General features: G+C 43.9%; 14 protein-coding genes. 6 read left to right on the forward strand and 8 right to left on the reverse strand.

Annotation, left to right across the window (positions count from 1 at the left end):
• The first annotated feature begins 44 nt into the window (after positions 1 to 44).
• Complete coding sequence (locus tag COR50_RS17010) at positions 45 to 422, forward strand: hypothetical protein (RefSeq protein WP_098195099.1); 378 nt, start codon at positions 45 to 47, stop codon at positions 420 to 422.
• A 49-nt stretch (positions 423 to 471) separates the two neighbouring features.
• On the opposite strand, the gene COR50_RS17015 is transcribed toward COR50_RS17010, so the two are convergent.
• Positions 472 to 1,326: a penicillin-binding transpeptidase domain-containing protein gene (locus COR50_RS17015; protein WP_098195100.1), complete on the reverse strand. Its 855-nt coding sequence runs from the start codon at positions 1,324 to 1,326 to the stop codon at positions 472 to 474.
• Between the two features lie 155 nt (positions 1,327 to 1,481).
• The gene (locus COR50_RS17020; RefSeq protein WP_198405680.1) at positions 1,482 to 12,347 is read right to left on the reverse strand and encodes a DUF7927 domain-containing protein; all 10,866 of its coding nucleotides are present in this window, start codon (positions 12,345 to 12,347) and stop codon (positions 1,482 to 1,484) included.
• Between the two features lie 623 nt (positions 12,348 to 12,970).
• Between COR50_RS17020 and COR50_RS17025 the strand changes: the two genes are divergently transcribed.
• Together COR50_RS17025 and COR50_RS17030 are read left to right on the forward strand one after the other, a co-directional pair.
• Positions 12,971 to 14,608 (forward strand): carboxylesterase/lipase family protein, encoded by a 1,638-nt coding sequence (locus COR50_RS17025; protein WP_098196296.1) that lies wholly within the window; start codon positions 12,971 to 12,973, stop codon positions 14,606 to 14,608.
• Positions 14,609 to 14,618: 10 nt separating this feature from the next.
• Positions 14,619 to 15,473, forward strand: a complete 855-nt coding sequence (locus COR50_RS17030; RefSeq protein WP_098195102.1) for an NAD(P)-dependent oxidoreductase — start codon at positions 14,619 to 14,621, stop codon at positions 15,471 to 15,473.
• Positions 15,474 to 15,538: 65 nt separating this feature from the next.
• Here COR50_RS17030 and COR50_RS17035 read toward each other — a convergent pair whose 3' ends face one another.
• Together COR50_RS17035 and COR50_RS17040 are read right to left on the reverse strand one after the other, a co-directional pair.
• The gene (locus tag COR50_RS17035; protein WP_098195103.1) at positions 15,539 to 16,000 is read right to left on the reverse strand and encodes a VOC family protein; all 462 of its coding nucleotides are present in this window, start codon (positions 15,998 to 16,000) and stop codon (positions 15,539 to 15,541) included.
• 123 nt (positions 16,001 to 16,123) lie between these two features.
• Positions 16,124 to 18,727, reverse strand: coding sequence for a cation-translocating P-type ATPase (locus COR50_RS17040; RefSeq protein ID WP_098195104.1), 2,604 nt, complete (start codon positions 18,725 to 18,727; stop codon positions 16,124 to 16,126).
• Positions 18,728 to 19,008: 281 nt separating this feature from the next.
• Between COR50_RS17040 and COR50_RS17045 the strand changes: the two genes are divergently transcribed.
• Positions 19,009 to 20,889: a DUF3472 domain-containing protein gene (locus COR50_RS17045; RefSeq protein ID WP_098195105.1), complete on the forward strand. Its 1,881-nt coding sequence runs from the start codon at positions 19,009 to 19,011 to the stop codon at positions 20,887 to 20,889.
• A gap of 74 nt (positions 20,890 to 20,963) precedes the next feature.
• Here COR50_RS17045 and COR50_RS17050 read toward each other — a convergent pair whose 3' ends face one another.
• The 3 genes from COR50_RS17050 to COR50_RS17060 form a co-directional block, all read right to left on the reverse strand.
• The gene (locus COR50_RS17050) at positions 20,964 to 21,419 is read right to left on the reverse strand and encodes an SRPBCC domain-containing protein (protein ID WP_098195106.1); all 456 of its coding nucleotides are present in this window, start codon (positions 21,417 to 21,419) and stop codon (positions 20,964 to 20,966) included.
• Positions 21,420 to 21,544: 125 nt separating this feature from the next.
• Positions 21,545 to 22,780, reverse strand: a complete 1,236-nt coding sequence (locus COR50_RS17055) for a glycoside hydrolase family 5 protein (RefSeq protein ID WP_198405681.1) — start codon at positions 22,778 to 22,780, stop codon at positions 21,545 to 21,547.
• Between the two features lie 206 nt (positions 22,781 to 22,986).
• Positions 22,987 to 23,721 carry a basic secretory protein-like protein gene (locus COR50_RS17060; RefSeq protein WP_198405682.1) on the reverse strand — a complete coding sequence of 245 codons (735 nt, stop codon included), beginning with the start codon at positions 23,719 to 23,721 and terminating at the stop codon, positions 22,987 to 22,989.
• A gap of 551 nt (positions 23,722 to 24,272) precedes the next feature.
• Between COR50_RS17060 and COR50_RS17065 the strand changes: the two genes are divergently transcribed.
• Positions 24,273 to 24,650 carry a hypothetical protein gene (locus COR50_RS17065; protein ID WP_098195108.1) on the forward strand — a complete coding sequence of 126 codons (378 nt, stop codon included), beginning with the start codon at positions 24,273 to 24,275 and terminating at the stop codon, positions 24,648 to 24,650.
• Between the two features lie 8 nt (positions 24,651 to 24,658).
• Here COR50_RS17065 and COR50_RS17070 read toward each other — a convergent pair whose 3' ends face one another.
• Positions 24,659 to 25,144, reverse strand: coding sequence for a pyridoxamine 5'-phosphate oxidase family protein (locus tag COR50_RS17070; RefSeq protein ID WP_098195109.1), 486 nt, complete (start codon positions 25,142 to 25,144; stop codon positions 24,659 to 24,661).
• Between the two features lie 239 nt (positions 25,145 to 25,383).
• On the opposite strand from COR50_RS17070, the gene COR50_RS17075 reads away from it, so the two are divergent.
• On the forward strand, positions 25,384 to 26,220 hold the full coding sequence (locus COR50_RS17075; protein WP_157760940.1) for an adenine nucleotide alpha hydrolase family protein: 837 nt from the start codon (positions 25,384 to 25,386) through the stop codon (positions 26,218 to 26,220).
• Positions 26,221 to 26,222 lie beyond the last annotated feature (2 nt).

The following is a 26,222-nucleotide window of genomic DNA, read 5'->3' on the forward strand; positions in this document are numbered from 1 at the left end:
TTTTCTTAAGTATCTTTATTTTTTTATTTGAAAACCTATTATCCATGAAAAAAGGAATCTTCGCAATGCTGCTGTTATCATCCGGTATGATGATCGGCGCTTGCAACCAAAATACAAAACCTGCCCAAAAAGACAGTGCCATGCAAGAAGAAAAAGACTTCGGTCAACAAGATAGCATTGCCACCAGTAAAGAAATAAACGGGAAAATACAGGAAATTGTCAATGGGAAGGATGGGTATACTGCCACCGTGCAATCTACCGACGGAGCCGTGTATTTTGCTACGATCAGCCATGCGAATTTAAAGGATCCTAAAACATATAAAAGTTATCAAGTTGGTGATTCAATTCATGTCAAAGGAGATTATTGGAAATCCGGGGAAGATGAAAGAATTACCGTTCGATTTATTCTCGATGGAAAATAAGGAAGTTGCTACCCTGAAGTTATTATAACCGGTACGGGCAATACTTTCATTATTGCCCTAAACCTTTTACTCCGGCATCTTTCAGTACTTGTTTCGTTATATTCAGCCTTAAACGACCGAAATACTTATTGCCAGGAATCCCTATTAGTTGCCTGATGCAGGTAGCAAAGAAATAAACATCATCGCCCTGTTCTACATACCCGACCCACCAACCGATATTATGCCCTCCTACCCTTGTCCAGCCGGTTTTGGAGTGCAGCGTGTATAACGAATTTTGTTCGGTGATCATGATATCCTTTACCTTGTCCATATATTCCTTTTTGAACGGCAAGCGATCATAATATAAATCTCTAACAACTTGGAGCTGATTTAGTGGCGTTATTGCGAGCGCACCGAAATTCCAAAAATCTGCGCCGATTGGTTCATCGATATTTTCATTACCATACCCGCAAAGCGATAGGTATTTATGATAACGTTCGGTGCCGACCCTTTCGGCTAATTGTAAGAATACCCAGCCTGCTGAAACTTTGAAAGCTTCCCTCACGGTCATATCATGAAAGATATCTTTCCTATTCCCATACAAGACCGTATCAATATGTCCAGGCCATTTAACAACTTCATCCGCGTCCTTTATCACCCCTGTTTCCAAAGCGATCAATAAATTCACGATTTTAAACGTTGATGCCGGGAGGTAAGGATCATAGATACCATCTTCATTATTAGTATAAGCCGTTGCAGCCTTTTCATTCAACACCAGTATTGTTCCCCCCAATTGGCCCGGATCTAACAACTTGTTATATTCGGTTTTTGTAACAATTTTAAATGGTAAAGTATCAATAGGCGTTGCATTTACCTTGATAGTAAGAAAGAGAAGGAATAAGGCGAGTGCGGATAATTTCTGCATAAGAATGGCTTTGGAACAAAAGATAAATAATCGATGTCATTTATTATAAAAGCTCAAGGTAAATTATTTTTCATGATAATTTTAAAAGGCAAAAGCCTGTCAATCTTTCGATTCACAGGCTTAATTGCCAAGTATTTAACCGTATCAATTAGTATCTATCGCAACAACTCGATCCAACCCTTGTGATCTACGAAACCACTTTCCGTATTCAGTTTGAGGATGTAGAAATAAGTGCCTTCATTGAGGCCATTCCCATTCCATTGGTTATCGTAATCCTTGGATTGGTATACTTGGTTTCCCCACCGGTTATAAATATATAACTGCGATCCTGGATACTTTGATAATCCCGGTATATAGAAAACATCATTCTTACCATCCCCGTTCGGGGTAATTACATTCGGTATAAATAAATCATCTCCCGTAATCGGGATCGGTTGTATCGTGTAAGTATTATCCGATAGATCAATATCGATTTCCTTGCCCGATATGGTAACGGTATTCGTCACCTGCTCGCCGTTAATCAGCCTAACAGAAATATTAGCAGTGGCGCTTGCTCCGGGCGGCAATACCGGTATTTGCCAGATCACCGCGTTAGTTGATATATCAAAATCAACTTGTCCCAAGGTAGCCATCATACTTAAAGGCCTACTCAACATCGATGCTAATATATCTTGTACGATGACGTTCGTGGCGGTATCGGGCCCGTTATTGGTAGCTGTTATCAAGAAATCAATATTATTACCGACACTCAAAGGTTGAGGGGTTGTTGCCTGTTTGACCACCTTGAGGTTAGCGTATTTATCCGTCTTGATGACTAACTCGGTAGTATCCCCCGTTGAAACATCGGGAGGTCCGGAAATAATTGCAAGGTTACGCACGGTACCTGTATCTTGCACGGTTACCTGGTATGACCAGCTCAATGTTTCCCCGGCGCTTAATAAGCCCAGGTTCCAAACAAGTACATTTGGATTTTCCGTATAGCTAACCGTTCCCCTTGGTGGCGATTGATACGTAGCTTCGCTCACGATATTACCTGGCGGCAATGTATCCACTATGATAACCGGGTTTACACCAGCGGCGCCTTCATTAGTAGCGGTCAGCGTATACGTGATTTGCTGACCGATGTAATATGGACCGGTGCCGGGATCAACGCTCTTATCAATATCCAAGGCATTTTTAGGCAGTACCCGGGTCGTTACCTGGCTAGAGTTGTTAGAACTGTCTTTATCTGGCAACCCGTTCGGGGTAATGATATTTACGGTGTTTACTAGCGTACCGGGAACTACCGTTGTGGCTTTAGCCGTGAATGTTACCCTGCTGCCCGCCGGGAATTGACCGATCACCGCGGTAACGGTATTTCCATTAACGGTTGTCTGCACATCACCAGCACCACCGGCAGTAACAACGGATACAAAGCTTCCAGCCGTCAAAGCTTGAGGGAACACATCTGTGATCAAGGCGCCGCCGGCATCACTAGGACCGAGGTTCTGGGCTACTACTTGATAATAAATATCATTTCCAACATACATATTGCTTGGCGCTGATTTTGAAATCCGCAGATCAACTTCGGCAATAATATTGCTGGATACGGTATTGGACGCAAACAAATTATTATTGTTTGCGAGCGCGTATGCTGTATTTGTAACGGTACCTGATTGTGCATCTTTCCTAACGGTACCGCTAATGTCCACATGGATGCCACCACTATTCATAGCAGGCATATCTGCAATGATATAGATGATGTTCCCGGTTCCCGTTGCACCAGATGAAATAGTGGCCCCATTAATAGTCTTGGCTGTCCATGTAACATTTTCCAGTACCCCCGGGATGGTGTCCGTTATAATAGTCCCTACCGCGTTACTTGGCCCGAAGTTGTGAATGTCAAGCGTATAAGATTCCTGGTCGCCCCTTTGCATCGTAACAGGACCCGTTTTGGTGATGCTTATGTTCGAAGTATTATTGATAAGTGTAGATGCAGCGGCATTCACTGAATTTACCCCGGGTTCAGATGGAGTGACATTGGCAGTATTTACGATCGTACCACTTGCAGCAGCATCGATTACGCCCAAGATACTGACTTGGATTTGGTTAGCCGCCCCCGTTGGAATGCTGGCATCGATGTTTATCGCATTTCCAGTACCTGTATTGGCGCCGTGAATGATGGCTGCCCCGGTTGCCGTTGCCATCCAGGACACTTGTTGAATGCTACCCGGTACCGCATCTGAAATCATGGCATGTATAGCATCGCTTGCACCGGAATTCCTAACGGTAATATTATACTTAATCGTATCACCTGCCACTGCATTTGCCGGGCCTACTTTAACAACTTCAAATCTCGGCAATGCATTCACAGATGTTGTTACCAAGCTGGATGTATCTGCCGGTATTCCAACTTCCGAAGGGGTTATAACCGCGATATTTTCCAGGCTGTCCCTGGTAGATGGATATACCGTTCCCGTAATAGTTACTTTCACGCCATTTCCATTCCCAGGTGGTATATCGGCTGATAAACTTACGTAATTCCCTGTACCGGTCGCCCCGCTTAAAATATTTGCATTTCCCATTGCTTCTGCCGTCCAGCTTACCTGGCCAATGCCCGGAGGCACCTGGTCGGTAATCATTGCTGCCATTGCAGCGCTGGGACCGATATTGGTGGCTGTGATCGTGTATGTAATAGAACTACCTGCAATCGCCAGTGATGGCCCTTCCTTGTTGATTTGCAAGCCGGGTTGCAAGGAAACATTCGTTGTAACTTTCGAGGTATCAGCCGTCCCCCCGGTTTCAGAAGGTACAACTGTAGCCGTATTCATGACTGTGCCTTTGTAGGTATCCGCTATTGTTCCATTGATATTTACGATGAATCCTGCTCCTTGCGGAATATCGGCATCGATCTGCAAATCATTTCCTGAACCGGTAGCGCCGCTGTTAATGACCACGCCGTTAGTAATCGAAGTGGTTGACCAGCTTACATTTGATATTTGAGACGGAATTACGTCGGTAACGATCGCGTGAACAGCATTGCTTAACCCGGTATTCCTAACCTGTAAACTGTATTGTATAGCAGCCCCTGCCGCAGCATTTGCAGGCCCACTCTTGATGATATCAAGTTGGGGATGTTTTTCTACGGGGGTAATGATAGGCGGTGTAATAATAGGTGGATCAACCGTTCCAGGTGTTTCCGCGGTAGCGGAATTACTGATCGTTCCCGTTGCATCGGCCTTCACCGTGCCGCTAACATTTATCATTACCATGGCACTTTCATCGGGAGGAATATCTGCATTAACAGATATTTGGTTACCTGTCCCGTTATTGCCGCTATTTATAACGGCGCCATTTGTAGCAGTGGCCACCCAGCTTACATTTTCTATCCTACTATCGATGGTATCCGTGATTGTAACGCCCTGGGCAAAGCTCGGACCAAGGTTCGTGGCCGTGATCACGTAATTTATTTTAGCTCCTGCTACTATATCATCGGGTCCGCTTTTCTTCAGGTTTATATTTGCACTCTTCGTAACAATGGTACTTACATCATCGGAAACGGTAGGGAAACCCGTGCCGCTTACATTCACGCCGTTCACGATCGTTCCATCAAAATTCGGATCGATTGTACCTTGAATGGTGATAATGATACCATTACCCGCACCGCCAGGAATATTAGCGCTTGTGGAGATTGCATTGCCGGAACCGGAGAAAGCCCCGTTGATGGAAGCACCACCGTATACTTGAACACTCCAGCTAACATCTTGTATTTCGGTAGGCACTTGATCCTCTATCAACGCATTCGAGACATTGGAAGCTCCTGAATTGGTAATTACAATTTGGTAGTTGATCGTATTCCCTGCAATAGCGCTTGCAGGGCCGTGTTTGCGTACGATCAAGCCGATATCTGTCCCGATATCTGTTGTAACCTCGCTGGTATTATTAGTCGTGTTATAATCATTTACCAAGAATACCGTTGCATTCGCGGAGTTGGTAATCGTTCCTTCCGCCGCATTTCCATCCACGGTACCTTGAACCTCCACGGTAATATAATTATCATCGCCGGCAGCAATCTTCGCCGGGAAGTTAATGATATTACCACTACTATCTACCCTATTGGAATCTAATGTAGATGCATTCCCTGTTGCAATAGCTGTCCAAGTAACATTCATGATTTCAGCAGGGATATTATCGGTAATAATCAAGCTATCTACATCCCGGGGTCCATCATTACGTACCACGAAACTATAGGTAATTTTTTCACCGGCATTCACCGATTGCGGGCCAGCTTTAACGATATTAACATCTGTAGAGTTGTTGACGCTCGTAATAACGGAACTTTGTTTATTGGCGCCTGCAACCACGCTGGCGGTATTTACGATAGAAGTTCCGGCAGACTGGTTTATTACCCCGTAAATATCGATTTTAAACCCATCGGTAAACGCGGTGCCATTGATATTCCCCGTGGTTGTTACATTATTAGTATTCCCTGATGTAGCGCCGGTTATCTCACCTGCACCAACACCAACGGCAGTCCAACTGTACACATCGACCGATGCCGGTACGATATCTTCAAAAGAAGCCCCGGTAATGAAACCTGCTCCACCGTTGTTTATATAAACCGTATAATGAATGGTATCGCCAACATCCGCGATGGATGGTCCCGTTTTAGCAATTCTAATAACAGGATCATTATCAACCAAAGTATTGACCGTTGCCGTATTGTCATTTTGGAAAGGATCAATAATATTACTTCCCGCAGGTAATTTAACAGTAGCAGTATTTATCACGGTACTGCCGCTCACTAATGCCGGGGACATAATACCAGAGATCGTAACTTCCAGCGCCCCATCATTGGCAGGAAGATCTGCCGTGATAGACACATTTCCAGCGTTGCTCATAGGACTTACGTTGGTAACGCCACCCGTTGCTTGGGCAGTCCAGGTTGCATTTAATATTTGAACCGGTAATATATCTTCAATTAAAGCGCCCTTAACATTCATAGGGCCTTCGTTCGTAATTCTCAGTATATATTCAACCGGTTCTCCTGCACCCTTATTTGCCGGGCCGGATTTAGATATCTTGAGATTTGCCACGTGGGCTACCGCCGTGTTAACGGTAGCGGTGTCTCCACCCACAGGTTCTACGGATGGATCATTAACAACGATGGCCGTATTTCGAATGATATTCCCGGTAAAGTTCGGATCAACGATTCCATCGATAGTAATTTCAATATTCGCGGCAGTAGATGCAGGGATATCAGCATTTAAAAGAATATCACCCGTACCTGTATTTCCACTGTTTATGACAGCGCCACCATTGGTAGTAGCCGTCCAAGTAACATTGATGATATCCGGGGGAATCGCATCTTTAACCGTGATATTATTAGCGGCGCTTGGCCCGGCGTTCAACACGTTGATAACATATTGAATCGGGTTACCGGCCGCGACTAAATTCGGTCCGGATTTGCTAATATTAACAGCCGCCAGCTTGCTCAAGCTCGTAGTTACGCTAGACTGCGCGGGATCATTTCCAGGTTCGGAAGGCAAGGCATAGGCCGTGTTCGTGATATTACCGGAAGCCGTACCATTAACAGTTCCCGAAACATACACCGTGATGCCATTCGCTGCTCCCGCCGGAAGATCCCCGATAATATCAATTAGGCTTCCCGTTCCAGAAGCATCCGAAGTAATCGTAGCATTCCCGGAAGTAACGGCTGTCCAAGTAACATTCTCAATCATCGAAGGGACCGTATCAATTATATTGGCGCCCGTAGCATTACTAGGCCCTATATTAATGACCCCGATCGTATATTGAATCTCATTACCTGCGAATAAAGCGCTAGGTCCAATTTTAGTGATCTTTAGCCCGGGTTTCTTAGTAATCGCGGTAACTACGGAATCAACTTTGGAACTAGTGCCGGCTTCGGCAGGACTCACCATCGCGCGATTGGTCATAGTAGTCAAATTAGTATTGGCTGCTACTTTACCATTGACGGTTATTTCGATATTGCCCGTATCAGCAGGGATTGAAGCAACCAGCCTGATATTATTCGTTGTACCGGAAGAATCACTACTTATAGATGCATTTCCTGTAGATTTCGCAGTCCATTTGATGTTTGTTACCACGGCTGGAATTATATCCGTAATGACGGCATCGATGGCATCGGAGGCGCTGGTATTTGTAACCGTCACGAGGTAGCTGACATCTTCCCCGGCATTTATCGTAAGCGGCCCTACTTTCTTAATCTCAAGTTCCGGCTGTCTTGCCACGGTGGTAATAACAGGATCAGATGTAGATGGCGCAACACCGGGCTCTGAAGGAATTGCTACCGCCGTATTTTGGAAGCTCCCGTTGAATGAGGCATTAACAATACCATTTATCGTGATAACAATTTTATTATTAAGATCGCCACCAGGTATGCTGGCACTCACATTTATATTATTCCCGTTACCTGTAAGCCCTGAATGTAGGGTGGCAGTTCCCATAGCTGATGCAGTCCAGGTAACTTGTTCTACCCCTGGCGGCACCAGGTCCTGGATCGCAACGGAATCTGCATCCGATTTAGAATTATTAGTTACGGAAACTGTATAAATGATCGGATCACCGGCAGACAAGCTTGCGGGTCCCGACTTCTGTACACTTAAATTCGGTATCCTCCTAACATTGACGATTTTAGTATCAGAAACAGGATCAGCTCCCGACTCACTTGGTGTTGCAGTAGCTGTATTTGATAGGTTACCTTGATAACCGGGATCAACTATCCCCCTGATCCCTAAAATAATTCCATTAGTACCTTGAATAATTGCTCCTGAACCTCCGGCAGGAATTGAGGCCATCAAGTTTATATTATTACCACTGCCGGTCGAATCTCCTATAATGGTAGCATTTCCCAGGGTTGCCGCTCTCCATTGAACATTTTTAATCGAACTTGGCACGATATCCGATATCACTAAACTATCTGCATTTGCAGTACTAATATTATTAACTAATATGGCATAAATAATACTATCACCCGCTAAAGCCTGGTCAACCGCTACCTTATTAATACGAAGTACCGGGATCTTGCTGACCCGGGTTATTTTTGTAGCTGTATCACCCACACTATTGCCATTCGGTGCTGTTACGAACGCAGTATTTGTAATATCGCCGGAGAATGATGGTAGGATCGTTCCCATCACCGTGACGGTGATTGCATTTGTATCGCCGGGTGTCATTGATCCAACAATAGAAATATCATTACCTGAACCAGAGCTGCCCGAACTAATTAACGCATCCCCGGAAGTTGATGTAGACCATGTTACATTACCAATAGAGGCAGGCACCTGGTCCTTAATCTCAAAATCTTTCGCACTACTAGGTCCAGCATTCTTGACTTCCAAGGTATAAGTAACAGCTACCCCGGCGCTGGCTGTATCTGGCCCTGACTTGTTTATCGTTAACCTGGATTGCGCAGCAACCGTGGTAATAACTTCGTTGGAAGTCATATCATTAGCCCCAATTTCAGAGGGATCAACATCCGCAGAATTGATGATCTGACCTGTTGTTGCAGGGATGATCGTTCCGGTTATCACGATTCTCATACTTGCACCTGCCGCTATATCGGCATTAACCAATACACTGTTCGAGCTACCGGTTGCACCGCTATTGATCGTCACGGTACCTGTAATGGCGCTAGCTGTCCAAGTTACATCCGTCAAAGAGGCCGGCACCAAGTCAGAAATCTCGGCGCCCACAGCATTAGACAAACCGGTATTCTTTACTTCAACAACATATGACACCTGTTCCCCTGCAAAGGCAGTAGCCGGACCATTCTTCTGAATTTCAAATACCGGTTTACGGATTACTTCCGCGATATCGAGATCGGAATCCGGCGGCACGTTCGGTTCAGCAGGAATTGCATAGGCGGTATTTAGTAAAACGCCGCTATACCCCGGATCAATTGTTCCGGTAACCCTTACTATGAGCTGGTTAGAAGATCCTGCCGGAATATTTCCGGTTACATTAACGAGGCTTCCCGAACCCGTATTACCCGAAGTGATACTTGCGGTACCACGTGCCTCGGTAGTCCACTCTATATTGGAAATACCAGCAGGGATCGTATCAAGAATATTTGTCCCTACAGCATCACTAGGACCATTATTATAAACGGTTAATTCATAATTCACAATGTCACCCGCCGTTGCGATAGTTGACGAGGTTCTACTCTTATTGATAATAATACCCGGGCTACTCGTGATTAAAGTATTAGTATAGTTGGAGTTGATCGGTGGTACGGTAGTTTCCGCAGGGGTAATTATTGCACTGTTTAAAATGGTATCAACCGCATCGGGATTAACGGTTCCGGTGACGGTTATGTCCAGGTTTCCACCGGCAGGGAAATCACCCACGATCTTTATCGAATTTCCTGAACCGGTTGCTCCTTGCGTTAAAGTTGTTCCGGCTCCCGGTGCAGTGGTCCAAGAAACATTGGAAAGTTTGGGAGATATTTGATCAGTAATGACCGATTGCAGGGCATCGCCCAAACCTATATTTTGAACTTGAATTTGAAATTGTATTTGCTCCCCGGCAACTGCCGAAGTTGGGGCATCTTTTACTATCTCGTAATAGGGTCTGCGTGTTACTGGCAATATCAAGGTATCGCTAGCTCCATCGGGATCAGGCACATCCGGAGAAACAGCATTAACGATATTAATCAAATCTCCTTCGAAGGAAGAACCGATCGTTCCTTTCACTAACACTTGCACCCCGGAAATATTGGCAGGAATTGTTGCCACGATTGAAACCACGTTTCCACTAGAATTATCGGATTCTATGATGGCATTATACAAAGCAAGAACTTGCATGCTGCTTACAACATATCCTGTAGGCAGGGTATCCGTTATAATCACACCGTTCGCAGTACTGGGACCATTATTTTTAATCGTTAATAAATAATTCAAATCTTGCCCTGCAATATAGGGACCCGCTTGTTGGGAACTTTTCGTTACCACGATATCTGCTTCCGATGTATAAGTTATCACGACTGTATCCGCACTCGGTGGGCAAATATCGTTCGTGATCGTCCACACTAAAGTTGCGGACGTATTCGGTGCGATAGTTGCAGTTGAATTATAACTATTCGCATTTGAAAAAGTTACATCGCCGGAAATGGCCGTCCACATGCCAACCCCCACGGCAGGACTGTTGGCAGCCAATTGGAAAACACCCGAATTATATTGAGTCTGATCCGGCCCGGCCGTAGCGATAGTTGGTGAAGCAACTACCTTAACGGGCACGGTGCTTGTGCTTGCCGCGCAGGAACCATTTGAAATAGACCATTGGAATACATAATCACCCGGCACCAAACCATTTATGGCCGTAGCAGGATCATTTGCCCCTACGATACTTGCATTACTAGGTCCGCTTAACTGCGACCAAGTACCTGCTCCAACCACGGGGGTATTAGCAGCCATAACGGTGCTCGTAGTACCACATAAATCCTGTTCTGGTCCGGCTACTGATGTTGTGGGCGGGGCATCAACAGTTACGGTAAATGGAATGGTGATGCTACAATCGGTATTCGTTAGAAATATGATTTCAAAATTATAAGTACCGGCAGGAACATCCGCAGGTACAATAATATTTAACGGGCTTGAGGGCAACTGGCCGTTTGAGACGGGAGCAAAGCCGGGCATATCACCAGACAGGTAATAATTTGTAGGGGTATTGCTGGTTGCTGAATAGCCTAGTTGAGCAACAGTTGTACCTTGGCAAATATCGTTCACTGAATCAATCCCTACTAGTAATTCCGGTTCTACTTGAACTACCGTAAGATTAGAATATCCATTGCTTTCACAACCATTCACGCTTGCCTTGGCACGGTAATACATGGTATTGGTTAAAGGACCCGTCGGCAATGTTGCGCCCGTTTGTCCCGCAATTACCGTCCAAGGTGCATTGCCTGTGGCACTAGATTCCCAGGTATAAGTAAAACCGGTAGTAGGCGTACCCGTGCCGGCCGTTGGTACAATCGTAGCATTTACATTGGTACTGCCATTAAAACAAAGATGACCATTTGCTATAACATCTATACTGTAATCGATAACTTTCAATTCCTGGGGATCGGAAGTTACCCGGCAATTGAGATTATTGATTTCATCCGTTCCCCCGGCGGCTACAGCGCGGTATTCATACCCAGCTTCCGCATTCGTAATTGAAAACGTATATTCATTATTTGCCCCGTTATTAATAACAGGACCAACGTCCTGCCAGGTTTCCGTATTTAATAACCTCCTTTGTAATTGGAAATAATAATTATTATAACTATTCAAAGGCAAGCTAACGGTAAAAGAAGAATTTTGTCCCTTACAAACCACACCGGCGCTTTGCGAAAACGTGATCGGGGGGCCGCATGCTGCGAAAGCGATATCATCTAATGCCAGGTCATTACCGTTACTGTTCGGGGTATTACTAAAAATCCTGAGTATGATAGCATTGGTCGTTGCAGGCATTTGAAAAATTCCCGCCAGCCTTACCCAGGTGCCGGGCGCTTGGTAAGCAACTTCACCTGTTTGTACCGAGGCAATGGGTGTTCCGTTGGGATTATTCGCATCCATGATATCAAACCTAAGGCTTGGCCTCGCAACATTATTGCTGGCATTAATATTCATCAACCAAGCTGAAAACTCGAAGGTTGTACCTGCGCATAACCCAGTAATTGTTCTTTCATAAAACTTGCCGGGTGTAGCATTGGCATCCACGACCATACAATACCCGGTACCATCTGTAGAAGAGTGATCCGGCCTATCCACAAAATAAAAGTTGTTATACCCTTGCGTTGTATTTGATATAACATACTGCCCGGGGTAAGGCCCTATAGAATTACCGTTTAAGCCCGGAGTATAATACGTGTACGTTGTTAATCCCGAAGGTAAAGCGGGCCCTAGGCTAGGCTTGGCAGCGCTAGCGGCAGCACCGAATGTTTCTAGAAATACGGGATCCCCCAGGGAACCGGTACATTCGATGGCAGGTGCTTGTGCCGAAGTAAATTTCGGCAACAAAAACATCGATATTAATACCAACAGGAAATACCCTGTTCTTAATCCTCGGCCTGTAAAACATTTAAAAAACTTAGGGCTTCCAACATTTGAAAACAATAGTACAATTCGCTCCATTAGATAGTGGTTTGAGTCAGGTGATTCGCAATCTCAGTGCATTCCCCATTTCTGTAGTAAATGTGATATATTGAATAGAGTGAACAAACCGAAAAACCTGCTATCTCGAACACTTAGGCTGCACGGTCCGGTTGAACATAAAAAGTTCTAATACAATCTATTAACAAGAAAATTTCCCGATGGTTTATTTAAGCGTCAGAATTAGTGTTACTTATATATAAATGAAGGGGTTTAATTAGCATATTTCATGATAATTCATTCTTACATACACCATTATCAACATGTATAAAATATTACGGGTATATTAATTATCTATTAGTTAGACGGAGCCTTAGGGTTTCATTACCCATTTACAGCACCGGTAAATAGTCTATCTAATGGAGCGGGTAAAAGCAGGCAGAATTATTGATATAGAATACATGTTTTAACAAATGATTAATTATCTTAGGGCTGATCCTTTCTTTTTTGGGGAAATGTTTACCTATACTGAAGTTTTAAATTCCACTTCGATGAAAACAAATTTTATATTATTAGTGGCTTTTTTTTGTATGAGTTTCCAGGAATCCTTTAGTCAAAACTCCCTTGATCGCCATCAAGCCAAAATAGAAAATGGTACGATCGAGGGAACGTACCTAGCGGAATCCGGCATCCATGCATTTAAGGGAATCCCTTACGCCCAACCACCCGTTGGTAACTTAAGATGGCAAGCGCCGCAACCCGCTCAAAATTGGACCGGGGTTAAGCAAACTATCAAATTTGGCCCCAAGGCAATGCAAAAACCTATTTTCGGTGACATGGGCTTCCGCTCCTATGGCATGTCAGAAGACTGTTTATACCTGAATGTTTGGACACCGGCTAAAACTAGTGAAGAAAAGTTACCCGTACTCGTGTACTTCTACGGTGGCGGATTGATGGCCGGCGATGGCTCTGAACCCCGTTATGATGGTGAACAGATGGCTAAAGAGGGTATCGTATCTGTTACGGTTAACTACCGTCTCGGCGTATTCGGTTTTTTTGCACATCCCGGGCTAACAAAAGAATCCCCCCACCATAGCTCCAGTAATTACGGCTACCTCGATCAACAAGCTGCCTTGCAATGGGTGCATGATAATATAGCAGCTTTCGGCGGCGACCCTAAGAAGGTTACCATCGCCGGGGAATCGGCAGGCTCCATTTCCGTTTCCGTGCAAATGGCCTCCCCGCTTTCCAAGGATTTAATTGCCGGGGCCATCGGGGAAAGCGGCGCGGCCATTAACCCAACCCTTGCGCCTATTCCACTGGAAAAAGCAGAGCAAAATGGCCTGGCCTTCGCTACTAAAATCGGCGCCAATAGCCTGGCCGAATTGCGGGCCATCCCGGCTGAAAAGCTACTGGACTTGGCATTCAAACCGGGAACACCGCAGATGTCTGCCACGATTGACGGTTATTTATTACCCAAGAGCCTGGTTGAAATTTATACTGCCGGGGAACAAGCCGATGTTCCACTTTTGGCAGGATGGAACTCCGCGGAAATTCCATACTTCGCCTTGCTGGGGAATAAAACACCAACGCCGGAAAACTATAAGAACATCATCGAAGCTATATATAAGGTGCAAGCCCCCGAAGTGTTGAAGCTTTACCCAGGCAACTCCGAATTGGAAGTAATGCACTCCGCAAGCGATCTCGCGAGCGATCGTTTTATCGTGTACAGCACCTGGAAATGGGCAGATATGCATTCACAACACGGTCAACCGGTATACCGTTACCTCTTTTCGAGGGTTAGACCCGGCATGACCGCCGAGATGGGAAATGCCAAACCGGGACTGGCAGGCGGGGTTATTAAAGACGGGCAGGGAAAAGCAGCGCCGAAACCCAAGTATGAAGGAGCCTCCCATGCTTCTGAAATTGAATATGCGCTAGGAAACTTGCCACTCAACAAGGTGTATGCTTGGACAGATGATGATTATAAAGTTTCTAAAACAATGTTTACATATTTTGCGAACTTTATCAAGACAGGCAATCCAAACGGGGAAGGACTTCCCAAATGGCAGCCTATCACGAAAGAAAGTCAAAGAGATCCATATATGAATATCGATGTACATTCACGTTTGGAATTTGATACGCATAAAAACCGTTATTATTTTTTAGACAAGATTTACAATCCATAAAAAAATTACCATGATCGCATTTTTAGGAATGGGCTTACTAGGCTCAAATTTCGTAAAAGCATTACTGAAGAAAGGAGAAAAAGTACAGGTATGGAACAGGACGGCTTCCAAGGCGAAAGCTTTAGAAAGTGATGGCGCCGTAGCTTTTGAACAGGTCAAAGATGCCGTGAAAGGAGCAAAATATATCCATCTTACTTTAAAAGATGATGCCTCGGTTGATGAAGTGCTAGCACACGCTAAAGAAGGGTTTGAACCGGGAGCCATCATCATTGACCATACCACAACCTCGGTGCCGGGCGCCAAGGAAAGAACGGCCAAATGGAAAGCTGCGGGCTTTCAATACCAACATGCCCCCGTGTTTATGGGACCGCAAAATGCGCATGATAGTACCGGGTTCATGCTGGTTTCGGGCGATGCAGCGCTTATCAATTCCATACACGATCACCTGGCCAGCATGACAGGCACATTACTGGATTTTGGTGATGAAGTTGGAAAAGCCGCCGGCATGAAACTAATCGGGAATAGTTTCTTGATATCATTCGTTGCAGGCTTGTCCGACAGTTTATCATTAGCAAGGGCATTGAATATTTCCAGCGAAGATGCCTTGGCGCTATTCGATTCCTGGAACCCTGCTAATATGCTAAGGGCCAGGGCCAACAAGATCACAAGCAAGAAGTATCACGAAGCGTCCTGGGAACTGGGTATGGCAAGGAAAGATACCGGTTTATTTATCCAGAGCGCTGAAGCAGCCGGAACACCTTTATTCGTATTGCCAGCAATAGCAAAACATATGGATAACTTAATCGCTGATGGTCATGGAAATGATGACTGGACCATCATCGGTAGGGATTCAGTAGGTAATTAAAAAACTAAACACGATGAACCATCCATTCACAAACAATACATTGTAGTGGATGGATGGTTTCAAATTTAATGCTTGTACCCATCATCGTTTATCTCTATCCAATGACCATCGGGATCTTGAAAATAAATTTGTTTAACGCCATCTACCCTTAGCGTATAGGTATTAGGTTTGCCGGGCCAATCGGAAAAAGGTACGTGGTTTTTCTCCAAACGTTTCATGAACACTTCCACGGAAGGCACACTAAAACAAAGATGATCGTTCTTATCACGGGCAATATTATTAGGCGCCCCTTCTATTAGATGCAACTTACTCGTAGGAGACAATTCAAACCAAGTATGTTTCCCATCTTTAAACGGCTCTTCCGTGATCGGGAATTGTAAGATCTTGGCATAAAAATCTGTACTCTTTTTCAAATCGTGGACATACATGGCGATATGGTTCAATATGATCGCCGGTTTTTGCGTTTGCGCTTTGATTTTAACCATGCAGCAAAGTAACAAAAGCGGTAATAAAAAGACTTTTTTCATATAACAACGGGTCAATTACTTTTAAATGTATTGACAGTTCAATGTATATTAAAATCATTACAAAAGCAACGATCAATATACCCGGGGGAAACAAACTATTTCTGCGGCAACCGCTCGCTGCAACTATTGACGGTTTTTAAATACCAATTTCTTCAATAAGCGGATCATAATTAAAGACAACAAGCTACAGGCAATAACTAAACCCCAATCAAACAAAGGTATCCACGCTAAACGGAGCGCTTCTTTGACGGGGGGAATCCACAAACATAAAAAAGTAATCCCGATACTTAGCAATATAGAAGCTTTCAGCATTTTATTGCGCATCAAGGGCCCCTTGAAAAATTTCTCTTCCCCGATTGTCATATTGAAAGAATGCAATAATTGCGAAACGATCAAGGTGTAAAACAGTACATTGTTTGCTGCCTTGATATCTGGAGTACCACCACGGTAATGTTCGGCCAGGTAAGTTGCCGCAACAGCAGCAGCGCCAATTACGAGTGAATAAACCCATACCCTCCTCCAATCTTTATTGCTGATAAGTGGCTTACGGGGATCGAGCGGCGCCCTTTTCATAACATTCTCATCCCCACCTGTAAACCCGATGGCGATCGCCGGAAATACATCCGTTACCAAGTTGATAAATAAAATTTGGATTGCTGCTAATTGAAAAGGTAAATTCAATAGCGCAACGGAGCCAATCACCAATAATTCGCTGAGGTTGCAAGACAGCAGGAAAATAATAAACCTCCGGATATTCATATAAATAATCCTTCCTTGCTTAATGGCCAATACAATGGAACTGAAGGCATCATCCTTCAAGATCATATCCGCTACCTCTTGTGAAACCTGCGTGCCCCTTATGCCCATCGCGATACCGATATCAGCTTTTTTCAAGGCGGGCGCATCATTTACCCCGTCGCCCGTCATCGCAACAACCTGGTGATCTTCTTGCAAACTATTTACCAGGTTCAATTTTTCTGCCGGGGAAACCCGGGCAAAGACATTGGTGTGTTCCCATGCAAGGTGATCTTGTCCTAAAGCGGCACCGGTAAGTACCGGTTCTTTGCCGAGTTGTTTTATCCCGAGCTCCTTGGCGATCGTGGCAGCCGTGGCAGGATGGTCACCAGTTAACATGATAATCCGGATACCGGCATGGTAACATTCTTGTATCACCTCTTTCACACCTTTCCTCGGGGGATCCATAAAGCCGGCAATACCCAGGAATGTTAACCTGGATAAATATTCATCGGAAGCCTCTTGCATTTCCCTGAAACCGAAGGCTAAAGTCTTGAGTCCGGATGCGGCCAAGGAATCCGTTAAGTTCATCCAATAAGCTTTATGTTCATCGTTAATGGCTACAATTTCTTCGCCAATTTCGATATGGCTACAATACTCCCATAAGCTCTCCGTGGCGCCTTTAGCACATGATACGAAATTGGCGCCATCTTGGTTGAGCGTACACATCACGCGGGTATCTGAATTAAATGGAATTTCCGCGACCCGGTTATATTCTGAACGGGTTTGTTCAACATCCTGCCCATATTCATCGGCAAATTCGAGCATACTAACTTCCAACGGATCCCCGATACCCCGCTCATCATTCATCGTGGCATTATTGCATAGCACCATTACTTTCTTTATCCTGTTAATGGCAAGGTGATGGGTATTACCATTTTTACCGCTATCCCATTCCACCCCTTCTGCCAACAAGTTGGTAACCTCCATGTTATTCTCCGTAAGCGTCCCGGTTTTATCGGTGCATATAACCGTTGTAGCGCCCAATGTTTCCACTGCCGCCAGCTTCTTTACAATTACATTTTGCCGCGCCATACGCATCATTCCCCTTGCCAGGGCCAGCGTTGAAACAACTGGTAATCCTTCCGGTATCGCGGCAACTGCCAAGGCTATCGCGGTTTTCAGCATCTCCAGTACCGGGTTATTGTTTAATAACCCGGCGCCGAATATTAATACTACTATTACAACCGTAATCCATATCAATTTCTTGCTGAATTGCTCCAGCTTTTGTTCCAACGGGGTGGCGGTATCTGTAGCAGTAGCAACCATGTTGGCGATATGTCCAAGCTCAGAATCCATACCCGTTGCTGTACATAAAACCTGTGCATTTCCATTGCGTGCAAACGTTCCTTTATATACCATATTGGTACGTTCTGCCAAGGTTGTTTCTGCCGGTAATAGTCCTTCAAATTTCTCTACGGGCATTGATTCCCCGGTTAAGGCCGATTCATCAACTTGCAATGCAGCAGCAGTTATAATCCTACCATCTGCTTGTACCATATCCCCTGCTTCTAGCAATAAAACATCCCCGGGTACGATCTCCTTAGAATCTACCTCCATTACTTGTCCTCCCCGTATCAACCTTGCAGATTGCGAGGAAAGCTGCTGTAAGGCTTGCATGGACTTCTCCGCTTGAAACTCCATGATAAACCCGATGACTGCATTCAATAGTATGACGACCGCTATGGCGATGGCATCCAACCATTCATTTAAAAACAAGGACATAGCCATGGCGATCAATAGCAAGTATACGACCGGGCTTTTGAGTTGATCAAGAATAATCTGGCCGACAGAGTGCTTCCCGGCATCCGCGATGGCATTTGGTCCGTATTTTTCCAGTAAGGTTCTAACTGCCTGTTGACTAAGCCCTGCCCGGGAATCGGAATGAAAATGTTCGACAAGCGTTTTCAAGGGCACTTCATGAAAATTCATATAGCATCGATTCAGTATTAGAATGGTTACAATTGCGGGCTAGGTTTTGTTGATCGGAATCTCTAAATGTGAACAAATTCAATGTATTCACAAACATATGCCATATCAATATTGTCATAAAAATGTAACCAGGACACTTAATGATAATTCAACACGTAAATCATTGACATAAAACTGTCATATAAAAACTATACAACATACAAAAAGGGGATGCAGTTAGTAGTTTGTTATGGTCTAGCTTCGTTACCCGTGACATCAGATCACCATAAAATACGTGTACAATGCGCGTGATTCTACTCTTTAATGTAGCGCTGATGCTACTTTTATGTACCTATTCCCAATCTAAGGCACAGGGCAGTAATGCGGCCCCATCGGAACATTTGGTATACAGTTTTCCAAGCGATGCAGTCATTAAGATGCACAAGGTAAAAATTGTGAAAACTGCTTACACTTCTTATTTTTCGGTTTTTAACTGGAGCGGTGGTTACGCTGGTTTGCAAGATACCCCGGATAGTTCCTCCGGTTCATCTAAAATCCTGATCGCCTCACAATGGGATCCCAATACTTCGGGGGGCATTTATGCAACGGCCCCTTATATTGGCACAAACACTATTTATAGCCGCTTTGGCGGTGAAGGCGATGGAGCTAAAACCATCAACCCGTATAATTGGGAATTGAATACTTGGTACAACTTCGTCATCCGTTCCTGGAAATTGAACGGAAATCTTTACATCGCGACCTTCATTCAGAATTTAACATCGCAACAGTGGTTTCACACGTCTACATTAGCGATTCCTGAAAGAACAACATACCTCGGTTCCGGCTCCGGCGCTTTCCTGGAAAATTGGCATGGCAGCGACCCGAGATTCGATGGCAGGTTCGAGAGGAAAGCTTTCTTTAAAGATTGTTGGAACAGGAATACTAGCGGTGTTTGGCAAAAGTCAACCAGCCGCTATTTCAGTGCAAATGCAAATGATGCATACCGTAACGGAATTTACGATACCGCGTTCAACGCTGGATACGATAGTTCCGAAGATGCATATTTTATGGAGCACGGTGGAAATGTTACTCCCAGCGCGGCATTTAATGGCGGGCGCGTTCTAACCCTGCCCGATCAAACCAACCAAGGAAGCAGTCCTACTTTAACCGTAGGACAAATCAGCAGCGTAGCCGCAAGTTATGCAAGCGGCAACATTACTGTTAACTGGGTTAATGACAATACGCTTAGCCCGCAGTTTTCCTCGCTGGTAGAAATATTGGATGCATCCAATAACGTGGTGAGCAGCATTACAGAAACACTACCACAAAAAAGAAGCGCTACCCTTAGTAATAATTTATCTACCGGAACTTATACCGCCAGGGTCACCATTACTGATATATTCGGCGGGGTTTCCGACCCTGTTAGTAGTTCATTTACCGTTTCGGGAGGCGGCCTATCCGGTAATTGGTATAAAATCAAAAATGCTTACAGCGGGAAATACCTCGGCATCGAAAATAGCGGTACCGCTAACTTAGCTAAAATAGCCCAATATACTAATAGCAGCAGCGCCAACCTGGAATGGAAGTTTGAACCGGCAAATGGTGTGTATACTATCATCAATAGAAATAGTAACAAAGCAATCGATATCGCCAATAGTGACCAGACCGCGGGCGCCGAAATTATTCAATATACCATTACCAGCGGCTTGAATCAACAATGGGACCTGGTTCCAACCGGGAATGGAAATTACTTGATACAAAGTAATATGTCGAGCCATTATATCATCGATAACCCTGCCAGCAGCACAGCCGATGGTACCAGGATGATAATATACCCGCTTAATGGCAGCACCGGAACTACTAACCAGCAATGGGTATTGGAAGAACAAAGCGGCTCATCCGCGAGAATCGCTGGAACGGTGAAAATACCGGGAGTAACTGGCTCTGAAAATGAACAACATCCCCGTACTAAAATCCAGGTAGCGCCCAATCCGGCGAATCAATATATTATCATCCAAAATGCATCGGTCGGTAAGGAGATCAGCATTTACAACATGGGTGGTAGTTTTATCTTAGGTCAATTAGCAGATCAAGATAATACGAGGATCGATATCAACCGCTTGTCGCCCGGTATGTATTTACTGTTACATAATGGAAAACAGTTACGTTTCGTAAAACAATAACCATCGTATCGAAAGCAAGAAGCCTTTGTAGAATTAAATCTACAAAGGCTTTCCCAATTTATGGATGCATAAGATCAAGGCTTTTTCATAAAGTCGAACGCCCCTTTCCTCAGGTTTATATTATATTCTAAGAATGCTTTTAGGCAAGCGGAAAAATTAGCCCAACCTTCCGTATTACTTTTCAACCATTTGATACCTGCTTCGTTATTAGGCATCGATGATTCGGTAATTGTTACTAACGTGGTTCCCGGCGACAATGCCTCCAGGCGCATCTTCACCGTTAACTGTTGACCAGCCGCACCCTCCCATTCAAAGGATATAAGCTCGGGAGCCCGTACTTCCAGTACTTTTACGGTAAACTGCTCCGGGAACTCCGGAAATTGCCAAGTAACCACCGCATTACTTTGCAGCCTGGCGGAACCGTATGCGATAAAGTAATTCGACATCTTGGCCGGATCTACGATCCCTTCAAATACCTCTTCGATAGGTTTACCGATTTGAATATTAGTTTTGATTTCCAAGTTTTCCATAATCATTGAATTAAAGTCAGGAATGATAAACAGTTTATACTAACAATATTACGGGAATAATATCGGAAGAACTTTCAAAATCGACAGCCCCCAATTTTCAAGGGCTAAAAAACAGCCAATACATATCAATATTTATCAACCTTTAATCCTAAGGCATTAATATAACCTGTTTGGATTTTGTTATGTTCGAATTTCATAGCATCTAACAATTCCGTCATAACTTGCCTTGCACTATCTTGGTTCGGGCGTGCTTCACGAACTTCCTTGAAGCTTGAGCGGGGAGCCTCGCTAAATTTAACGATCATATCCCAATTGGCCGGGGGTACAATTCCCACGAAAGAAGAACCATCCATTTTTTTATACGGCCAGAATGTCCAACCGATATTATTATCCGCCATAGTTTTACAAAATGCGGCCATCCATTCATCCGTATTGTGACCGATTTCGCCCATATACATCGGGAGTTGCACACTGTCCCTAAAATCGATAAATGACTGGATGGCCTCCTTGGTAGGCTCACCCCCGTAACGGTGACAGGTGTACATCATTTTTTTATCGAATTTTGAGTCCGTGAAAGGTTTAAAGTTACCATCCCATTGTGCCCCGCCGAGTAAAATGATATGGTTGGTATCTACTTCACGGATTGCTGCAGCACCGATTTTATAAATCGGTTCCAGCATTTTATTCAGGCTATCCTTGTTCTCAAAATATGGGGCAATAGGCTCATTCAGCAAATCGTAGCCTAGTATTACCGGGTCGTTTTTATATCGATCCGCGATCTTACGCCAAATATTCTTGTACAGCTCCTGGCTTGTTTTACTTTCGAACAACCACGGGTATCCATAGCTATCATCGATATTATCCCCCGTTTGACCACCGGGTGCATCATGCATATCCAGGATGACATATAAGCCAGCCCTGCGGCACCAGGCTAACAATGTGTCTACGCGGCTAAAACCGTCCTGCCCGCGGGTAATTCCCATATAGTCCTCATCGGTAAACAGTTTATAATGAAATGGCAAACGGATCGTATTGCTCCCGGTGCTCTTAATAAACTTGATATCATCTTCCGTGATATAATTATCCTTGAATCCCTTCCAAAACTCAGCTGTAAAATCCGGCCCTACCAATTCGCAGAACATATCATTAATCAAGCGGTAAGAATTGGTTTTACTGAATTTTAGCATATAGCCTTCAGGGTTCAGCCAATTGCCCAGGTTGGTGCCCTTGATCATAAATTTGTTTCCAGAAGCATCGAGTAAGCCGGGGCCCTGTATCCTGATAAAACCGCTGGAACTGTTACTATCTGCTTTTTGTGAAGGCTTACAAGCCCATAACGTGGCGGCAATACATGTTGCCATAAATAAGGTCCTTTTCATCATATAAATGTCGTAAATACGCTTACGACCGGCGTGTAAATTAATCTAACTACCAAGAAATAATTAATGAATAAACCTACGAAATGACGGGTTAAGATGCAAATAAATTGCGACGGGAGGGCTGGGAATATAACTCTAAGCTAATAAAATGAGCTGCCCTTTAATAGGACAGCTCAATAATTGATCTATTATGATTTCATACCTTTATCGGGAGCTTGCGTATAAGCAGTCCATAATTGATCTAGGGTTTTACCGGTAATTTTTTGCCAGGAGTCATCCGTGTAAGTATGATCCCTCAAGCTAGCATCCATTTTCTTTACGATACCCTTGTTACCATTTGCTTCCAACCATGCCAAGAAACGGGCTGTAATGCGGTAGCTATTAGTGTAAGAATGCTTGGGATTATATTTAGGTAATGACCAATGGGCGCCGGCATTATCAACACCGAATTTAAAACGTGCGTAATCAGCGATACCTTCGGTTAACCAACCGGGACCTACACTTCTGCCGTAATCTTGAACAATGTGCATTACCTCGTGCGTTACTACATCGATATCGGTTGGCGTACGCAACATCCAGGCAGGGTTATAAGTAACCCTACCGTTTGCCGTAGCCGCTACTCCATTGTATTTAGGATCAACATTGAACACGACTTTCTTCAGGGTGCTCTTATTATAAGCCTTTGCCAATTTAGGGTATACTTTAAAGAAAGTTTCGATCATTCTTTCCCTAACTTCCTGCCCTTCAGCAGCAAATTTCTCGTCCTTGTTAATAAAAATAAGCGTATAACCATGCTTTGAGATCGTGTCCTTTGTCACTTCAAAACCGGGAGTTACGGCTACGCTTTCCTTTTCAATTTGACCGGCCACCGCGGTATTGGAAATTGTCCAACAAAGCATTGCTGCGGCAAAAATCCTTTTCATGTTTGATTGATTTGATAAAATTAAATTGATAATATATACTCTAAACAGTTGATACTTTAATTAGCCGAAACACCCTTCCTGCAAAACCGGACAAGACTCCTACCTAAGTTCACGTAACCGGCTCCTTCCACCAAATGATCAAATCTCCCGAAAGGTAGTGAAAAATCGATTTAGCAAAGAATTTTATTTGATGAATGGAATATTTTACCGCCCACTAGCGGAGATTGAAATGATAAAAATTTTACCGCCGGAATCATGCGCTTACAATAGGGATCCATAAAAGATGGACTATACTATTAACCGGTTATTTTTCCCCTCGCAATCGATTTTTAACTACCGGCGCTCACAGCGCAAACTAAGCTGCAATTTTACATGATGCCATTGGGTATCAAGGGACAAGGTGATCTAGATCAGTATTTTATTCTACTTAAAGGTCTAAATTTAATTAAGCATAGCCAGTTTCATAAGTAATGGGAAAGGATCAGGAATGTGATATATAGATCGACAGTAGGGCTGTAATACATCCGTTACTCCATCATAAACAATTTAAAATGAAAATTTATATTAGCGAAGATGATTTGGTATGTAGCATTCAAACCGATTTCAGTAAGCGCTACCCTTCCCTTAAACTGGAATTTTATTCCCAACCTCATGAACATGCAAAAACTTGCGTTGCCATGGAAAAAGTATCCCCTCAAACATCTATCGACCATATCAGGATGTTACATACCTTCGGATGGATTGATATCAGCGAAGACCGTACAGCCGCAGAGCTGGAGCTGGATTTCAGGCATAATATGGGCTTAAACGTCCAAGTGTTTGTAAAATCTGGGGATCGTTGGATTGAAACTGCTGTTACCGACGACTGGAGCTTAGGGAAACTTAACCGTGCCGCCACTGAAGCAGCCCAAATCGAGTTGGGTACTTGAAAGGGGGATCAACCCGCGTGATGATCATGATGATGATGTTCATGATCTTCGAAGCGGCCGGATCTATCCTTGATCCTGATACGGTAAACTACGGGCCGGTTCTCACCCGGTTCCAGGTAATATTCTTCATCAACATGGTCATGCGGTAAATGCAAGCTTTCGCTCAACTTGGTATGGATAATCCTGCTCACTAGGAACTTCATCGCGTAATACCGCTCCTTGGGATCCATAATTTCCTCGAATTCACCCCACAAAACGACGCTTTTCCATTTTACCTGGTCATGTATCTGGTCTACTTCGAAACAAACCGAAGGATGTAGCCTCATAGAGGATATCTTGTGCCCCTCCTTGGAGTGTAATACCAGGTAATCACTACTATAAGCATAACTAACCGGTACAATATAAATTTTTGTACCATCCGTGTAGCCGATCCGGCCATTGATACTGCTTTCTAATACAGCATCTATTTCTTCCCTGGTCAATTTTCCCAACATGCTATAATTATTATATAATGATCGTAAAAAATGTTGTTTATTAATTTATTGCTAAGATTCCTACAAATCCGCTTAGTCTTTACTTACATATCCAACATAATGGATTGCTAATTTGTTATGTTTTATAAAAATACTGGTTACTTGGACCAACTATGATGATTAAAATCATGGGTAAGTATGAAAACCATCAATATTCCTTGCAGGGGATACATCTAACTTAGAACCATAAACATCCCATCATGAAAAGAATACTCGCCGCAATGGATGCATTGCATTTTAGAGAAGAAGAATTGGATTATTTCTACAAGGTTTCACAGCAGCTGGATGGCGAATTAACCGTTTTATTCTTGCGCGACAATACCGGTTTCGCTATACCAGCCTCTAACCCGACTGCTGAAACGGATGTCGAATTCGTAGAACAGATGATCCAGAAGAAAATGTCTCAACAGCAAGAAGCGTATATTGAAAAATGTAAAGAATTTATCGATGCCTGCAACCGTAAAAATTACAAGGTTACCTTGCAGGAAGTTCATGAATGGAGTACGGAAACTATTGTTTATGAATCGATGTTTGCAGACTTGTTACTGGTAAATTATTATACCACGCAGGTCCCCCTGCACGAAAAAGGGATCTCCGGGTTCATCGAAGACGTCCTGATCAACGCATCCTGCCCTGTTATCATCACGCCGGATGAATATAAACCTATCGACGAAATCGTATTTACATATAATGGAACTAAATCATCCATGTTTGCCATTAAAAGATGGACACAAATATTTCAAAACCTCGATGAAATACCTATCCGCGTTATTTACGTGGAAGAAAACAACAGCAAGGAGGTGCCTGGAAAAAGCTTTTTAGACAAATACCTATCCGTGCATTTTAAAAACGTCAGCTATATGAAATTGGAAGGCGAACCATCAAATGCCATCTATTCATTTTTAGCTCATAAAGTAAATTGCATGGTTACTTTCGGAGCTTTCGGCAGGAGCCGCTTGTCGAGATTTTTCAGGAAGAGCCAGTCCGAAAAGGTAATCAAAATGCTTAACATTCCGATTTTCGTTACGCACCCCTAAAA

This window comes from Chitinophaga caeni (assembly GCF_002557795.1).
Classification (GTDB): domain Bacteria; phylum Bacteroidota; class Bacteroidia; order Chitinophagales; family Chitinophagaceae; genus Chitinophaga; species Chitinophaga caeni.

Coding starts and splice junctions, on each gene's coding strand:
- COR50_RS17050 (WP_098195106.1), bottom strand. CDS start 21,419: ATGGAAAACTTGGAAATCAAAACTAATATTCAAATCGGTAAACCTATC.
- COR50_RS17010 (WP_098195099.1), top strand. CDS start 45: ATGAAAAAAGGAATCTTCGCAATGCTGCTGTTATCATCCGGTATGATG.
- COR50_RS17030 (WP_098195102.1), top strand. CDS start 14,619: ATGATCGCATTTTTAGGAATGGGCTTACTAGGCTCAAATTTCGTAAAA.
- COR50_RS17035 (WP_098195103.1), bottom strand. CDS start 16,000: ATGAAAAAAGTCTTTTTATTACCGCTTTTGTTACTTTGCTGCATGGTT.
- COR50_RS17025 (WP_098196296.1), top strand. CDS start 12,971: ATGAAAACAAATTTTATATTATTAGTGGCTTTTTTTTGTATGAGTTTC.
- COR50_RS17040 (WP_098195104.1), bottom strand. CDS start 18,727: ATGAATTTTCATGAAGTGCCCTTGAAAACGCTTGTCGAACATTTTCAT.
- COR50_RS17055 (WP_198405681.1), bottom strand. CDS start 22,780: ATGGCAACATGTATTGCCGCCACGTTATGGGCTTGTAAGCCTTCACAA.
- COR50_RS17075 (WP_157760940.1), top strand. CDS start 25,384: ATGAAAAGAATACTCGCCGCAATGGATGCATTGCATTTTAGAGAAGAA.
- COR50_RS17045 (WP_098195105.1), top strand. CDS start 19,009: ATGCGCGTGATTCTACTCTTTAATGTAGCGCTGATGCTACTTTTATGT.
- COR50_RS17070 (WP_098195109.1), bottom strand. CDS start 25,144: ATGTTGGGAAAATTGACCAGGGAAGAAATAGATGCTGTATTAGAAAGC.
- COR50_RS17015 (WP_098195100.1), bottom strand. CDS start 1,326: ATGCAGAAATTATCCGCACTCGCCTTATTCCTTCTCTTTCTTACTATC.
- COR50_RS17060 (WP_198405682.1), bottom strand. CDS start 23,721: ATGAAAAGGATTTTTGCCGCAGCAATGCTTTGTTGGACAATTTCCAAT.
- COR50_RS17065 (WP_098195108.1), top strand. CDS start 24,273: ATGAAAATTTATATTAGCGAAGATGATTTGGTATGTAGCATTCAAACC.